We start from the raw sequence: 15316 nt of genomic DNA, 5'->3' as shown, positions 1-15316 counted from the left end.
GCCGAGTTCACAATGATGGATATTCAAGCAATTCTCAAGCAGCTGCCTCACCGCTACCCCTTTTTGCTGGTGGATCGTGTGCAAGAGCTTGAGCGCAACACCCGCATCAAGGCGATCAAGAACGTCACGTTCAACGAGCCGTTCTTCACCGGCCACTTCCCGGGCCGCCCTGTGATGCCTGGCGTGCTGATCCTCGAAGCCCTGGCCCAGGCAGCGGGCTTGCTGGCGTTTGACGCGATGGGCCAGGTGCCCGATGAAAACAACATCTACTATTTCGTCGGTATCGACTCTGCCCGCTTCAAGCGCCCGGTGGTACCGGGAGACCAGCTGGTACTGGAGATCACCATTGACCGCGTGCGCGGCGGTATCTGGAAGTTCAATGCCGTGGCCAGTGTCGAAGGCGAAGTTGCTGCTGAAGCACAGCTGATGTGCACGATGCGCCACGTGGAATAACGGTAGATGACGGCGGTCAGTTCCATCCACCCCACAGCGATCGTTGACCCTGCGGCCCAGTTGCACCCTACGGTGTCAGTTGGGCCGTACGCAGTTATTGGCCCCCAGGTTTGCATTGGCGCCCATACGAAGGTGGGTGCGCACACGGTGATCGAGGGCATCACCACGATCGGTGAGTCCAACGTGATCCATTCGCATGCCGCGCTGGGCGGCATGCCGCAGGACAAGAAATACGCAGGCGAACCGACCCGGCTGGTGATCGGTGACCGCAACACCATCCGCGAGTTCTGCACCTTCAATACCGGCACCGCCCAGGACGGCGGCGTGACCCGTGTCGGTGACGACAACTGGATCATGGCCTATGTGCACATTGCGCATGACTGCCAGGTCGGCAACCAGACCATTCTGGCCAACAATGCCACCCTGGCCGGTCACGTGCATGTGGCTGACTGGGCCATCATTGGAGGCCTGTCGGGCGTGCACCAGTTCACCAAGGTCGGTGCCCATGTGATGGCCGGCTTTGCCAGCCATATCAGCCAGGATGTGCCCCCATTCTGCATGGTCGATGGCCACCCGCTGGCCGTGCGCGGCCTGAACCTCGAAGGCCTGCGCCGGCGCGGTTTCAGCGCCGAGCGGCTGGCGGTCATCAAGCAGGCCTACCGGCTGCTGTACCGCAGCGGCCTGACCTTGCAGGCGGCGGTTGAAGCGCTGGACAACCTGCAGGGCAGCTGCGAGGCTGAAGCCCAGGCCGATGTTCAGTTGATGCTCGACTTTCTGCAGCAATCCAAGCGCGGCATTGTGCGCTGATGGCTGCTCCTGCCGCAATGGACAAGCCCCAGGACCTTTTTTTGGCGATGGTAGCCGGCGAGACCTCTGGTGACCTGCTTGCAGGCCTGGTGCTGCAGGGCCTGGCTGCCGATTTTCCCGGTATGCGCTCGGCCGGTATTGGCGGCCCGCGCATGGCCCAGGCCGGGTTTGATGCCTGGTGGCCCAGCGAGCGCCTGGCCGTGCATGGCTACAGTGCCGAACTGCTGCGCCGCATCTGGGGCATTTTGCGCATCCGCAAGCAGTTGGTGCAGCGTCTGACCGGCGAGCCGCCCCGGTTGTTTGTCGGCGTGGATGCGCCGGATTTCAACCTCGGCGTTGAAGAGCGCTTGCGTGCCCAGGGCATCAGGACCGTGCATTTTGTCTGCCCCTCGATCTGGGCCTGGCGTCCCGAGCGGGTCGAGAAGATCCGCCGCTCGGCCGACCATGTGCTGTGCATCTTTCCGTTTGAGCCGGCCTTGCTGGCCCGGCACGGCATTGCGGGCACCTATGTCGGCCATCCGCTGGCCAATGTGATCCCGCTGCAGCCCAACCGTGCAGCGGCGCGCCAGCAGCTTGGCTTGCCGCAGGACGGCGACGTGCTGGCCGTGCTGCCGGGCAGCCGGGCCTCGGAAGTCAGCTATATCGCCAAGCCGTTCTTTCTGGCTGCCGCACGGCTTTTGCAGGCGCGACCTTCGCTTACAATCGTCGTCCCTGCCGTTCCGGCTTTGCGCGCACGCATTGATGCGCTGGCTGCTGAATGCGGGATATTGGAGCGCATCCGTGTGCTCGATGGCCAGTCGCATCTGGCGCTGGAGGCCTGTGACTGTACGTTGATCGCCAGCGGTACCGCCACCTTGGAGGCGGCGCTGTTCAAGCGGCCGATGGTCATCAGCTACCACATGCACGCCATCAGCTGGCGCCTGATGCGCAGAAAGCAGTTGCAGCCCTGGGTTGGCTTGCCCAATATCCTGTGCCAAGACTTTGTCGTGCCCGAGCTTTTGCAAGAGGCGGCGACGCCTGAAGCCTTGGCCGAGGCGGTGGCGCAATGGTTGGACGCGCCGCGACTCGATCCCGCACGCCTGGCCCAGCTGGAGCAGCGTTTTCATGACCTGCACCTGGAACTGCGCAGGGATACCCCAAAGCTTGCTGCCGATGCCATCCAAAAAATTCTCTCTGCCTGACCAGGCCACCTTGCCCTGGCATCCGCCGGGCCTGGTGGCGGGCGTCGATGAGGCAGGGCGCGGCCCGCTGGCAGGGCCGGTAGTGGCTGCGGCCGTCATCCTCGATGAGCGCTCACCCATTGCCGGGCTGGCGGATTCGAAGAAGCTCACCGCGCGCACCCGCGAGCGCCTGTATGACGAGATCTGTGGCAAGGCGCTGTGCTGCTCGATTGCGATGGCGACCGTTGAAGAGGTCGATGGTCTCAATATCCTGCAGGCCACGATGCTGGCGATGCAGCGCGCGGTCAACGGCCTGCGCCTCAAGCCCGTGCGTGTGCTGGTCGATGGCAACCGCATTCCGCGTCTGGAGATGCCCGCCGAGGCGATTGTCAAAGGCGATGCATTGGTGCAGGCCATCTCGGCGGCATCGATTCTGGCCAAGGTGCATCGCGATCGCTGGTGCCAGGACATTGACCGGCTGTACCCGCAATACGGCTTTGCCGCTCACAAGGGGTATGGCACTGCGGTACACCTGGCCGCGTTGCAGAGCTTTGGCGCCTGCCCGGAGCACCGCCGTTCGTTCTCGCCGGTGGCCCAGGCCCTGGCCGTCGTCAAGACCGGCGCCTGACCGCCCTAGCTGTTGCGGGCGCCTGCCTGCACAAAGGAATTCTCTGTGTCCCCTGCTGAGCACCCACCCGTTTTTATCCAGTCGCGTGACAATGCGCTGGTCAAGGATCTGCGCCGTCTGATGGAAGAAGGCGCGGCCTACCGCAAGCAGGGGCGCTACTGGATCGAGGGCGACCACCTCTGCCGCGCAGCGCTGACGCGCGGCGTCAAGCCGGCCGTGGCCGTGTTCTCCGAGAAATTCTGGCAGTCGCCCGAGAACGACTATGCCCATGCGGCTGCGCGCAACATCGTCATCGACACGGCCTTGCTCGCCAGCCTCAGCCCACTGCCATCGCCTGCGCCCTTTGGCTTTCTGATGGACCTGCCGGCTCAGCAGGCGGGCATCCAGCCCGGCGTCGCGGCCGTGGTGCTTGACCGGGTCCAGGATGCGGGCAATGTGGGCTCCATCCTGCGCAGCGCCTCGGCCTTTGGTTTTGGCCAGGTGATTGCACTCAAGGGATCGGCAGCACTGTGGAGCGGCAAGGTGCTGCGCGCCGGCATGGGCGCGCATTTCGCGTTGCACCTGGTCGAGAATGCCTCCCAGGAGGACGTGCTGGCCTTGCAGCAACCGCTGTTGGTCACCAGCTCGCACCAGGGTGACTGGCTGCACCGCGCCGCGCTGCCCTGGCCCTGCACCTGGGTCATGGGGCACGAGGGGCAGGGCGTGTCCGAGCCGCTGCAGGCGGCGGCACAGCACCATATCCGCATCACCCAGCCCGGTGGTGAGGAGTCGCTCAATGTAGGTGCTGCAGCGGCGATTTGCCTGCATGCCAGCGCCGCTGCACGCGCGGATTGACGCGCCACCCCGGTCCCGGGCAGGCCGGATGATTCAGGGCTAACGAGTATGCGCTTTGCGTGTTTTATCTGGTATTTCTACGCTCTGCGTTGGTGTGTTGCTGCGCAGAGTGTGTAATTTTTGGCGATTTAGCCCGCAAATCATCCCTTGCACCCACTCAGATTGCAGCTTGCACGCTACAATGGGTGGCTTTCAAGTAATCACGTCGCCCGGCTGCACTCAAAGCAATCTCTCATAAGCACAGTCTTCGCGGTGATCCTCCGGGACACCACAGACTCCGGGCGACCCGTAACCATCCGGAGAACCCAGTGTTTTTGTCTCAACAGAGCGCGTTTCCTCCCGCCATCCTGGCGCTCGCAGACGGCACGGTCTTTATTGGCAACTCAATCGGTGCGCAAGGCACCACGACCGGCGAAGTGGTGTTCAACACCGCGATGACCGGTTACCAGGAAATCCTCACCGACCCCAGCTACTGCCAGCAGATCGTGACACTCACGTATCCGCATATCGGCAACTACGGGATCAATGCGGAAGATATTGAGTCCGACAAAGTCTTTGCTGCTGGCCTGATCATCAAGAATCTGCCACTGCTGGCCAGCAATTTCCGAAGCACGGAAACCCTGTCGGAATACCTGATTCGCAGCAAGACGGTCTCCATCGCCAACATCGATACCCGCAAGCTCACCCGCCTGCTGCGCGACAAGGGTGCGCAAAACGGCGCCATCGTGGGCCTGGCCGTGGGCGAGCAGGTCTCGCAAGCACGCATCGATGAAGCCATTGCCGCCGCCCAGGCCGCGCCCAGCATGAAGGGTCTGGATCTGGCCAAGGTGGTCAGCGTGTCGCAGTCCTACGAATGGGTGCAGACCGAATGGCAACTGGCGCGCGCCGATGGCACGCCCGGCTACGGCAAGCTGCAGGACCATAGCTTCCACGTGGTCGCCTATGACTACGGCGTCAAGAAGAACATCCTGCGCATGCTGGCCGAGCGCGGCTGCCGTGTGACGGTGGTGCCGGCCCAGACGCCTGCCGCTGAAGTGCTGAAGTACCAACCCGATGGCGTGTTCCTGTCGAACGGCCCCGGCGATCCAGAGCCTTGCGACTATGCGATCGACGCTGCGCGCACCATCATGGACAGCGGCGTGCCGACCTTCGGTATCTGCCTGGGCCACCAGATCATGGCGCTGGCCTGCGGTGCCAAGACCTTCAAGATGCAAAACAGCCACCACGGTGCCAACCACCCTGTGAAGGACTTGGACTCGGGCCGCGTCTGCATCACCAGCCAGAACCATGGCTTTGCGGTGGACCTGGACACCTTGCCGGCCAACACCCGCGCCACGCATGTGAGCCTGTTCGATGGCACCTTGCAAGGCATGGAGCGTACCGACCGGCCTGCCTTCTGCTTCCAGGGTCACCCCGAAGCCTCGCCAGGCCCGCATGATGTGTCGTACCTGTTCGACCGTTTTGTGAACCTGATGCGCGAGCACAAGAAGGCCTGATGCCAGGCGCCTTCTGCCGCCGCCCGCGCCTGCGCACGATGAACCCAAGGAATATGCTGCCGTGAAACTTTTTTCTTTTCCTGTTGCCACCCTAGAAAAAGCGATCAGCAAGCGCATCATGACCTTGCCGCCCGAACACAAGGAGTGGTTCATGGCGCGCTGGCAGCAAAAGCCCTATAAAAAATCATTCCTCGACAACAAGGCCTTGCCGCTGGTGACCATCGTGTCCAAGTGCAAGTCCATGTCGGACGAGGACTTCGACCAGGTGATGGCCGAGTGGGACGCCAAGTTCTACGAAGCCGAGGCGCAGGTACTGCGCCCCATGGTGCAAGGGGATGGTCTGCTGCAACTGATGCAGAAGAACCTGCCCGAGGCCCGTGTCCTGGCCATTTTGAACAAATTAGATACCGACCGCGTATAAACCCAGCGCTCGGCGGCTGCCCACGATGCAGCCAGCCAGCGCGCGCGACTGCAAGGCGAGCCTCATGTCTAAACGCACCGATCTCAAAAGCATTCTCATCATTGGCGCCGGCCCGATCATCATCGGCCAGGCCTGCGAATTCGACTACTCCGGCGTGCAAGCCTGCAAGGCGCTGCGCGAGGAGGGCTACAAGGTCATCCTGATCAACAGCAACCCTGCGACGATCATGACCGATCCGGCGACAGCCGATGTCACCTATATCGAGCCCATCACCTGGCAGACGGTCGAGAAGATCATCGCCAAGGAGCGTCCCGATGCGATCCTGCCCACCATGGGTGGCCAGACAGCGCTGAACTGCGCGCTGGACCTGTGGAAGAACGGCGTGCTCGACAAGTACAAGGTCGAGCTGATCGGCGCGAAGCCCGAAGCCATCGACAAGGCCGAAGACCGCCTCAAGTTCAAGGACGCGATGACCAAGATCGGGCTGGGCTCGGCCCGCTCGGGTATCGCACACAGCATGGACGAGGCCTGGGATGTACAACGCCAGGTGGGCTTCCCCACCGTGATCCGCCCCAGCTTCACCCTGGGCGGCACCGGCGGCGGTATTGCCTACAACCCCGAAGAATTCGAAGTCATCTGCAAGCGCGGTCTGGAGGCGTCGCCGACCAACGAGCTGCTGATCGAGGAATCGCTGCTGGGCTGGAAAGAGTACGAGATGGAAGTGGTGCGCGACACCGCCGACAACTGCATCATCGTCTGCTCGATCGAGAACCTGGACCCGATGGGCGTGCACACCGGTGACTCGATCACCGTGGCCCCTGCGCAGACCCTGACCGACAAGGAATACCAGATCCTGCGCAATGCCTCGCTGGCCGTGCTGCGCGAGATCGGTGTGGACACCGGTGGCTCCAACGTGCAGTTCTCGATCAACCCCAAGGATGGCCGCATGGTCGTCATCGAGATGAACCCGCGCGTCTCGCGCTCGTCGGCGCTGGCCTCCAAGGCCACGGGCTTCCCGATTGCCAAGATCGCTGCCAAGCTGGCCGTGGGTTTCACCCTCGACGAGCTGAAGAACGACATCACCGGTGGCAAGACCCCCGCGTCGTTCGAGCCGACCATCGACTACGTGGTCACGAAGATTCCGCGTTTTGCGTTCGAGAAGTTCCCGACCGCCGACAACCGCCTGACCACGCAGATGAAGTCCGTGGGCGAAGTGATGGCCATGGGCCGTACCTTCCAGGAGTCGTTCCAGAAAGCGCTGCGCGGTCTGGAAGTGGGCGTGGATGGCATGAACGAAAAGACCCAGGACCGCGAGATCCTGGAAAAGGAACTGGGCGAGCCCGGCCCCGACCGCATCTGGTATGTGGGTGATGCGTTTGCGGCCGGCTGGTCGCTGGACGAAGTGCACAATATCACCAAGATCGACAAGTGGTTCCTGGTGCAGATCGAAGAGATCGTCAAGCTGGAACTGGCACTGGACAAGCATACCGAAGCCCAGGGCGATGACAAGGCGCTGGCCGCGCTGTCGGCCGACGATCTGCGCAGCCTCAAGCAAAAGGGCTTCTCGGACCGCCGTCTGGCCAAGCTGCTGCACACGACCGACAAGGCCGTGCGCGAAGCGCGCCATGCGCTGAATGTGCGCCCCGTGTTCAAGCGCGTCGATACCTGCGCGGCCGAGTTCTCGACCAACACGGCCTACATGTACTCGACCTACGACGAAGAGTGCGAAGCCCAGCCCAGCGACAAGAAGAAGATCATGGTGCTCGGCGGCGGCCCCAACCGCATCGGCCAGGGCATCGAGTTCGACTACTGCTGCGTGCATGCCGCGCTCGCGATGCGCGAGGATGGTTATGAAACCATCATGGTCAACTGCAACCCCGAAACCGTATCGACCGACTACGACACCTCGGACCGCCTGTACTTCGAGCCCGTGACGCTGGAAGACGTGCTGGAAATCGTCGCCGTCGAAAAGCCCGTCGGCGTGATCGTGCAGTACGGTGGCCAGACCCCGCTGAAGCTGGCGCTGGCGCTGGAAGAGGCCGGTGTGCCGATCGTCGGCACCACCCCCGACATGATCGACGCGGCCGAAGACCGTGAGCGCTTCCAGCAGATGCTGCAGACCTTGAACCTGCGCCAACCCCCGAACGCCACCGCGCGTACCGAGACGCAGGCGATGGAACACGCCCGCGAGCTGGGCTACCCGCTGGTGGTGCGCCCCAGCTATGTGCTGGGTGGCCGCGCGATGGAGATCGTGCACGAGGAGCGCGACCTGGAGCGCTACATGCGCGAGGCGGTCAAGGTCTCCAACGATTCGCCGGTGCTGCTGGACCACTTCCTGTCCAACGCGATCGAGTGCGATGTGGACTGCGTGCGTGACCGCACCGGCAAGGTCTTCATCGGTGGCGTGATGGAGCACATCGAGCAAGCGGGCGTGCACTCCGGTGACTCGGCCTGCTCGCTGCCCCCTTACTACCTGAGCAAGGCGACGGTGGACGAGATCAAGCGCCAGACCGCAGCGATGGCCGAAGGCCTGAACGTGGTGGGCCTGATGAACGTGCAGTTCGCGATCCAGGAGCGCGACGGCAAGGACATCATCTATGTGCTGGAAGTGAACCCGCGTGCTTCGCGTACCGTGCCTTTTGTCTCCAAGGCCACCGGCATCCAGCTGGCCAAGGTCGCGGCACGTTGCATGGTCGGCGATACGCTCGAAGAGCAGGGCATCACCGAAGAGGTGACCCCGCCTTACTTCAGCGTCAAGGAGGCCGTGTTCCCGTTCGTCAAGTTCCCTGGTGTGGACACCATCCTCGGCCCCGAGATGAAGTCCACCGGTGAAGTGATGGGGGTGGGCAAGACCTTTGGCGAAGCCTATGTGAAGAGCCAGCTGGGTGCAGGCACCAAGCTGCCGCGTTCGGGCAAGGTGTTCCTGACCGTGAAGAACGCCGACAAGCCCCGCGCCGTGCAGATTGCCAAGGAACTGGCGAGCATGGGCTTCCAGCTCTGCGCCACCCGTGGCACGGCCGCTGCGATTGCCGATGCCGGTATCGAGGTGCAGACGGTCAACAAGGTGACCGAGGGCCGCCCGCACATCGTGGACATGATCAAGAACAATGAAATTGCGATGGTCATCAACACCGTGGAAGAGCGCCGCAACGCGATTGCCGACTCCCGGGCCATCCGTACCAGCGCCTTGCTGGCCCGGGTGACCACGTTCACGACCATCTTTGGTGCCGAGGCGGCGGTCGAAGGCCTGCGCAACATGGATGATCTGGAGGTGTACTCGGTGCAGGAGCTGCACGCCAGCCTGCAGCGCTGATCGCAGCGCCGTTCGCCGATTTTTGTTGCCAGGCTCAAAAATCGGCATAATAGAGACTGCCTCGCAACCGCCGCGCTCCCCAGCGCGGCGGTTTGCTTTTGAACCCCCGCCGCTTAGCAGGCGGATGTCTACCAGATGCCAGCCACAGTGCTGGCATCTTGACTGTTTGTGGAGACCGAGATGGCCACTATCCCCATTACCAAGCGCGGTGCAGAAAAGCTCAAGGAAGAGCTGCAACGCCTCAAGACCGTGGACCGCCCAGGCGTCATTGCGGCCATTGCGGAAGCCCGCTCGCATGGCGATCTGAGCGAAAACGCCGAATACGATGCGGCCAAAGACCGCCAGGGCTTTATTGAAGGCCGCATCCAGGAAGTGGAGGCCAAGCTGTCGGCCGCCCAGATCATTGACCCCTCGCAGCTCGATGCGGGCGGCAAGGTGGTGTTTGGCGCCACGGTGGACCTGGCCGATGAGGACAGCGGCGATCCGGTGACCTACCAGATCGTGGGTGAAGACGAGGCCGACCTCAAGCAAGGTCTGATCAACGTCTCCAGCCCCATTGCACGCGCACTGATCGGCAAGGAAGAGGGCGACACCGCCGTCGTTCAAGCCCCCGGTGGCGAGCGCCGCTACGAAGTCGTGGCCGTGCGCTACCTCTAAAGCCATCGGCCACTGCGTACCGAGCCCGCGATGAAACACCGCCTGCCTGTTTTCGCTGCCGCGCTGTGGTGGGGCAGTCTGTCGGCCATTGGCTTCATGGCCGTGCCGATGCTGTTTGCCAACCTGCCGCAGGCATCGATGGCGGGCTTCATGGCTGCCAAGCTGTTTGCGGCGCAGACCTGGGTGTCGCTGGCCTGTGGTCTGGTGCTGCTGGTGCTGGCCAAGGACAAGGCCAGCAACACCATCCAGCCCTGGGCCCGTGCGGCCTTGGGCTTTGTGCTGGCGGGCATGCTGATGGCGCTGGTCGTGCAATACGGCATATCGCCCAAGATCGTGCAGCGCGAGAACCTCAAGCTCTGGCACGGCCTGGGCACCTTGCTGTATGCGCTGCAGTGGCTGTGTGCCGCCCTGGTGCTGTGGCGGACATCCGCACCAGCACCACGGGCTTGATCTGGCCCAAGGCGATCGCCCGCCGCCGCGCTACACTGGGTGTGCCATGCAATCTCCCATCGTTTCCATAGACGCCAATGACTGGCGCAACACACCGGGCCGTCCGGAATGGACGGCCGCCGTGGAATCCGGCAAGGTGCTGTATTTCCCCCAACTCGCGTTTGCACTCTCCGACCAGGAAAAGACGCTGCTGCGCCCCGATGTGCGCGACCCCAAGTCGCGCAACATCAGCCTGAATGTGGATGGCAGCATCAAGGGTGTTGCCGGAGACGCGGCCACACAGGCGGCCGTTGCGGCCATGGTCACGCGCTTTCGTGCGCAGGCGACCGCGCTGATTGCCGGCCTGTTCCCCGACTACATGCCGCTGGTGCGCATGGCGCCCACGAGCTACCGTCCCTCGCAGGTGGAGACCCGTGCCCAGTCCTGGCGTGCTGACGACAAGCGCATGCATGTGGACGCCTTCCCGTCGCGGCCCAACTACGGCGAGCGTATCCTGCGCGTGTTCAGCAATGTAAACCCCGATGGCCAGCCCCGCGTCTGGCGCGTGGGCGAGCCTTTCGAGGATGTGGCGCGCAAGTTTCTGCCCCGTGCCAAGCCCTATGTGGCATGGCAGGCCAAGGCGCTGGCCCTGCTGCATGTGACCAAGTCGCTGCGCAGCGAGTATGACCACCTGATGCTGCAGCTGCACGATGGCATGAAAGGCGACATGGACTACCAGCGCAATGCGCCGCAGGAGACCGTGCCCTTTGCCGCCGGCTCCAGCTGGGTCTGCTTTTCGGACCAGGCGGTGCATGCCGTCATGTCGGGCCAGTACATGCTGGAGCAGACTTTCTTCCTGCCGCCGGGCAAGGAGTACAACCCGGATGCGAGCCCGCTGGCGATTTTGACGCGCATGCAAGGCCATGCGCTGGTGGCGGCGGACCAGCGCTGATCCTGCTGAACCAAAGCCCATCGCGGGCCATAAAAAAAGGCGTTGATCACAGAGATCAACGCCTTTGGTTTTTATGGGTAGGCTGGTTCAGCCCCAGGCCTTTTCAATCCAGCGGGCTGGCTGGATATGGTGGAAGCGCTTGTTGCGCAGGCCTTGCAAGGCATCGGGCGGGTTGACCTCACCGTGGAAGATGACGATGCGCGCATCGGCAGGCGGTACCGGCTCTTTCCAGTAGTTGCTCGGCCAGGTGGGGATGCAGTAGTACTTGAAGCTCGGGCACCAGGCGGCAGGCCAGTAATCGAGCTTGCCCTGCTGGTGCAGAAAGTGCGACAGGTACTCCTGCTCATTGCGGTACTGGGCGCGCAACTGCTCGGTGTTGGCGCGGAAGTTGGCCAGCACATCGGCGTGAGCGCCCAAGGTAAAGCGGTAGACCGAGGAGTTGCCGACAATGCGTTTGCCAAAGCGCCAAAAACGCGGGTAGTCGTGGATGATGCGAAATTCACCTGGCAGGGTAAAGAACTCATCCAGGCTGCCGACGATCACCACATCCAGGTCCAGGAACAGCGCCTGGCCCTGGAGGCCATACAGATCCTGCTCGAAGGTGGTGAGCTTTTTCCAGGCCCCATCGCGCTGGCCGGGGGCCAGCTGGATGTTCAGGTCCGGAATCGGGTGGCATTCCACTTCGCTGCGAATCCCTTGCGTGTCGTCGGTCAGGCAGACAAAGCGAAAATCGCCACTCAGATGGCGGCGAACCATGGCGTACAGCCGATTGACATAGTCGGGGCCATATTTGGTACCCCATTTCATGCAAAGGATGTGGCGATCGGTCACACTAGCTGCCCTGCTGCTTTTTGATCGACTTTTGCTTGGGCTTGGCGCGCTTGACCTGGCCGCCGGCCGTCAGGCGCTGGTTGCCGAGGATGCGGATCTGCTTGACCTCGGGCTTTTGCCAGACGTTCTTGCTGAACTTGAGCACCTTGACTTCGCGCGGACCGGCCTTGCGGTCTTCATCGAGTTGCTTTTCCTTCTCGGGCATTGGGCGCCACAACACCAGCAGCTTGCCGATGTGCTGGATAGGCGCTGCATTGAGCGAGTCGGTCAGCTTCAGGAAGATGGCCTCGCGGTTGGCGCGGTCATCGGAGAAAACACGGATCTTGATCAGGCCATGGGCATTCAGGGCCAGGTCGACCTCTTTTTCGACGGCTTCGGTCAAGCCGTCACCGCCAATCAGAACCACGGGGTCAAGGTGGTGAGCTTCGGCGCGGTGCTCGCGACGTTGGGCGGGAGTAAGTTGTATTTGGGGCATAGCCCGTATTATCGGGGCTCCCGGGAGAAAACATGAAAGTTAGTACTAAAACCAAGAAGGTCAACAAGACTTGGCTCAATCAGCACATCAATGACCCCTATGTGCGGGCAGCGCAAAAAGACGGCTACCGCGCCCGTGCGGTCTACAAGCTCAAGGAAATCGACGAGCACTTCAAGCTGATCCGGCCGGGTGATGTGGTGGTCGATCTGGGCTCCACGCCGGGCGCCTGGAGCCAGTACGTGCGCCGCCGCCTCTCGCCCGAGGGCGCTGCCGTGGGTGAGCTCAACGGCGCCATCATCGGGCTGGACATGCTGCCGATGGAGCCCATCGAAGGTGTGGATTTCATCCTGGGCGATTTTCGCGAGCAGGAAGTGCTGGACCAGCTGGAGGCGACGCTCGCCAAGCGCCGCGTCGATGTGGTGATTTCGGACATGGCGCCCAATCTGTCGGGCGTGGAAAACGTGGACGCCGCCCGTATCGCCCACCTGATCGAGCTGGCCGTGGACTTTACCTGCCAGCATATGAAGCCCGAGGGCACCTTGGTGGTCAAGCTGTTCCATGGCAGTGGCTACTCGCAACTGGTGGATTTGTTCAAGCAGACCTTCCAGGTCGTCAAGCCTTACAAACCCAAGGCCTCGCGTGACAAATCTTCGGAAACCTATTTGATCGGCATCCGTCTCAAACCCGAGACGCAGCGTTGAGCCAGATGCGGCAGCGCCCGAGACGGGATGTTTTGAGGTTGCTTAAACACTGAGACAATAGGCTTACTGAGCAATCCTGCGTGCCACCAAGGGGATAGCGCAAGCATTTACCCTTGAAAGTCCTAAAATAGTGCATATCTGACACAGCAGATTCTGTGTCTTTTCTGATTTCCTACTACTGGAGCCCCCTTGAACAATCAGTGGTTTTCTAAGATCGCCGTATGGCTTGTCATTGCCATGGTGCTGTTCACCGTGTTCAAGCAATTGGACAACCGTGCAGGCGCCAGCGCGAACAAGATCCCGTATTCCGAGTTTTTGCAAGACGTCCGCAATGGCCGCATCAAGACCGCGACCCTGCAGGAGAGCCCTGCCGGCACGGTGATCACGGCGACGACCGGTGACGATCGCAAGCTCCAGACCACGGCGACCTACATGGACCGTGGCCTGGTTGGCGACCTGATCAACAACAACGTCAAGTTCGACGTGAAGGAGCGCGAAGAGGGCTCGCTGCTGATGAGCCTGCTGATCAGCTGGGGCCCGATGCTGCTGCTGATTGGGGTCTGGGTCTACTTCATGCGCCAGATGCAAGGCGGCGGCAAGGGCGGGGCGTTCAGTTTTGGCAAGTCCAAGGCGCGCATGCTCGACGAAAACAACAACAGCGTCACCTTTGCCGATGTGGCTGGTTGCGACGAGGCCAAGGAAGAAGTCAAGGAAGTCGTCGATTTCCTGAAGGACCCCAACAAGTTCCAGAAGCTGGGCGGCCGCATTCCCCGTGGTCTGCTGCTGGTCGGCCCTCCCGGTACCGGCAAGACCCTGCTGGCCAAGTCCATTGCCGGCGAAGCGAAGGTGCCGTTCTTCTCGATCTCCGGCTCCGACTTCGTGGAAATGTTCGTTGGCGTCGGTGCTGCCCGTGTGCGTGACATGTTCGAGAACGCGAAGAAGAATGCGCCTTGCATCATCTTCATCGATGAAATCGACGCCGTCGGCCGCCAGCGTGGCGCCGGTATGGGCGGTGGCAATGACGAGCGCGAGCAGACCTTGAACCAGATGCTAGTCGAGATGGATGGTTTCGAGACCAACATGGGTGTGATCGTGGTGGCTGCCACCAACCGTCCCGACATCCTCGATGCCGCCTTGCTGCGTCCCGGCCGTTTCGACCGCCAGGTCTATGTGACCCTGCCTGATGTGCGTGGCCGCGAACAGATCCTGAACGTGCACATGCGCAAGATCCCCGTGGGCCAGGATGTGAACCCCAACATCATCGCCCGTGGCACGCCCGGCATGTCCGGTGCCGATCTGGCCAACCTGTGCAACGAAGCTGCGCTGATGGCGGCCCGCCGCAATGCACGCACCGTGGAGATGCAGGATTTCGAAAAGGCCAAGGACAAGATTTTCATGGGCCCGGAGCGCAAGTCTGCGGTGATGGACCCCGAAGAGCTGAAGAACACGGCCTACCACGAAGCCGGCCATGCGCTGATCGGCAAGCTGCTGCCCAAGTGCGATCCGGTGCACAAGGTCACGATCGTGCCGCGTGGCCGTGCGCTGGGCGTGACGTTCACCCTGCCTGAGAAGGACCGCTACGGTTACGACAAGGAATGGGCGCTGAGCCGCATCGCCATGCTGTTTGGCGGCCGGATTGCCGAAGAAGTGTTCATGAACCAGATGACCACGGGTGCATCGGATGACTTCAACAAGGCCACCCAGCTGGCACGTGACATGGTCACCCGCTACGGCATGACCGATGCGCTGGGCCCGATGGTCTATGCGGAGCAGGAAGGCGAGCCTTTCCTGGGCCGTTCGATGAGCAAGCCGAGCAACATCAGCGAAGAGACGATGCAGAAGGTGGATGCCGAAGTGCGCCGCATCATCGACGAGCAGTACAGCCTGGCGCGTAAACTGATCGAAGAGCACAGCGACAAGATGCATGCGATGGCCAAGGCCATGCTGGAATGGGAAACCATCGACGCCGAGCAGCTGGACGACATCATGGCCGGCAAGGCGCCCCGTCCTCCGAAGGATTGGACGCCACGCAACCCCCCGTCGAGCAGCAATGACGGCGGCGCAGGCGGCAGCCCCACGGTGGTGACCGAGCCTGCACACAACGCCGTCTGATCGCGATAGACAGCACCGAAAAGCGCTCTCACCGAGCGCTTTTTTTA

The 15316-nt window shown here is 62.2% G+C and carries 15 protein-coding genes; 13 read left to right on the top strand and 2 right to left on the bottom strand.

Annotated elements, in window-relative coordinates; all coding sequences use genetic code 11:
• The first annotated feature begins 12 nt into the window (after window positions 1–12).
• The 11 genes from fabZ (at window position 13) to ACCQ08_RS18315 (ending at window position 11150) form a co-directional block, all read left to right on the top strand.
• Window positions 13–453 (top strand): 3-hydroxyacyl-ACP dehydratase FabZ, encoded by a 441-nt coding sequence (gene fabZ, locus ACCQ08_RS18365; protein WP_021026566.1) that lies wholly within the window; start codon window positions 13–15, stop codon window positions 451–453.
• 6 nt (window positions 454–459) lie between these two features.
• Window positions 460–1260, top strand: coding sequence for an acyl-ACP--UDP-N-acetylglucosamine O-acyltransferase (gene lpxA, locus ACCQ08_RS18360; protein WP_239811602.1), 801 nt, complete (start codon window positions 460–462; stop codon window positions 1258–1260).
• Window positions 1260–2441 (top strand): lipid-A-disaccharide synthase, encoded by a 1182-nt coding sequence (gene lpxB / locus ACCQ08_RS18355; RefSeq protein WP_239811603.1) that lies wholly within the window; start codon window positions 1260–1262, stop codon window positions 2439–2441. The genes lpxA and lpxB overlap by 1 nt, the downstream gene beginning before the upstream one ends.
• On the top strand, window positions 2413–3048 hold the full coding sequence (gene rnhB / locus ACCQ08_RS18350; RefSeq protein ID WP_239811604.1) for a ribonuclease HII: 636 nt from the start codon (window positions 2413–2415) through the stop codon (window positions 3046–3048). The genes lpxB and rnhB overlap by 29 nt, the downstream gene beginning before the upstream one ends.
• Before the next feature lie 45 nt (window positions 3049–3093).
• Window positions 3094–3882 carry a TrmH family RNA methyltransferase gene (locus tag ACCQ08_RS18345; RefSeq protein ID WP_373450589.1) on the top strand — a complete coding sequence of 263 codons (789 nt, stop codon included), beginning with the start codon at window positions 3094–3096 and terminating at the stop codon, window positions 3880–3882.
• A 308-nt stretch (window positions 3883–4190) separates the two neighbouring features.
• Entirely contained in the window at window positions 4191–5378 is a 1188-nt protein-coding gene (gene carA / locus ACCQ08_RS18340; RefSeq protein ID WP_373450588.1) for a glutamine-hydrolyzing carbamoyl-phosphate synthase small subunit, read from the top strand.
• A 61-nt stretch (window positions 5379–5439) separates the two neighbouring features.
• Entirely contained in the window at window positions 5440–5799 is a 360-nt protein-coding gene (locus ACCQ08_RS18335; RefSeq protein ID WP_239811607.1) for a hypothetical protein, read from the top strand.
• 64 nt (window positions 5800–5863) lie between these two features.
• A complete protein-coding gene (gene carB / locus ACCQ08_RS18330; RefSeq protein WP_239811608.1) occupies window positions 5864–9112 on the top strand; it encodes a carbamoyl-phosphate synthase large subunit in 3249 nt (1082 codons plus the stop codon).
• A 180-nt stretch (window positions 9113–9292) separates the two neighbouring features.
• Window positions 9293–9769 carry a transcription elongation factor GreA gene (gene greA, locus ACCQ08_RS18325; RefSeq protein ID WP_027010824.1) on the top strand — a complete coding sequence of 159 codons (477 nt, stop codon included), beginning with the start codon at window positions 9293–9295 and terminating at the stop codon, window positions 9767–9769.
• Between the two features lie 30 nt (window positions 9770–9799).
• A complete protein-coding gene (locus ACCQ08_RS18320; protein ID WP_239811609.1) occupies window positions 9800–10219 on the top strand; it encodes a DUF4149 domain-containing protein in 420 nt (139 codons plus the stop codon).
• Window positions 10220–10265: 46 nt separating this feature from the next.
• Window positions 10266–11150, top strand: coding sequence for a Kdo hydroxylase family protein (locus tag ACCQ08_RS18315; protein WP_239811610.1), 885 nt, complete (start codon window positions 10266–10268; stop codon window positions 11148–11150).
• Between the two features lie 87 nt (window positions 11151–11237).
• Here the strand turns inward: ACCQ08_RS18315 and ACCQ08_RS18310 are convergent, their stop codons facing one another.
• Complete coding sequence (locus tag ACCQ08_RS18310; RefSeq protein ID WP_239811611.1) at window positions 11238–11957, bottom strand: glycosyltransferase; 720 nt, start codon at window positions 11955–11957, stop codon at window positions 11238–11240.
• A gap of 25 nt (window positions 11958–11982) precedes the next feature.
• Window positions 11983–12456, bottom strand: a complete 474-nt coding sequence (locus tag ACCQ08_RS18305; protein WP_021026578.1) for a YhbY family RNA-binding protein — start codon at window positions 12454–12456, stop codon at window positions 11983–11985.
• A gap of 32 nt (window positions 12457–12488) precedes the next feature.
• Here ACCQ08_RS18305 and ACCQ08_RS18300 point away from each other — a divergent pair, with 32 nt between their 5' ends.
• Both ACCQ08_RS18300 and ftsH read left to right on the top strand, forming a co-directional pair.
• Window positions 12489–13157: an RlmE family RNA methyltransferase gene (locus ACCQ08_RS18300; protein WP_373450587.1), complete on the top strand. Its 669-nt coding sequence runs from the start codon at window positions 12489–12491 to the stop codon at window positions 13155–13157.
• A gap of 189 nt (window positions 13158–13346) precedes the next feature.
• Window positions 13347–15269, top strand: a complete 1923-nt coding sequence (gene ftsH / locus ACCQ08_RS18295) for an ATP-dependent zinc metalloprotease FtsH (RefSeq protein ID WP_239811613.1) — start codon at window positions 13347–13349, stop codon at window positions 15267–15269.
• Window positions 15270–15316: the final 47 nt, after the last annotated feature.

Origin of the sequence: Comamonas sp. SY3 (assembly GCF_041730275.1) — a bacterium.
In the GTDB taxonomy this organism is placed as follows: Bacteria; Pseudomonadota; Gammaproteobacteria; order Burkholderiales; family Burkholderiaceae_C; genus Comamonas; species Comamonas sediminis.
Note: the sequence above shows the minus strand (reverse complement) of the source record. Positions and strands in the feature narration are given on the sequence as shown.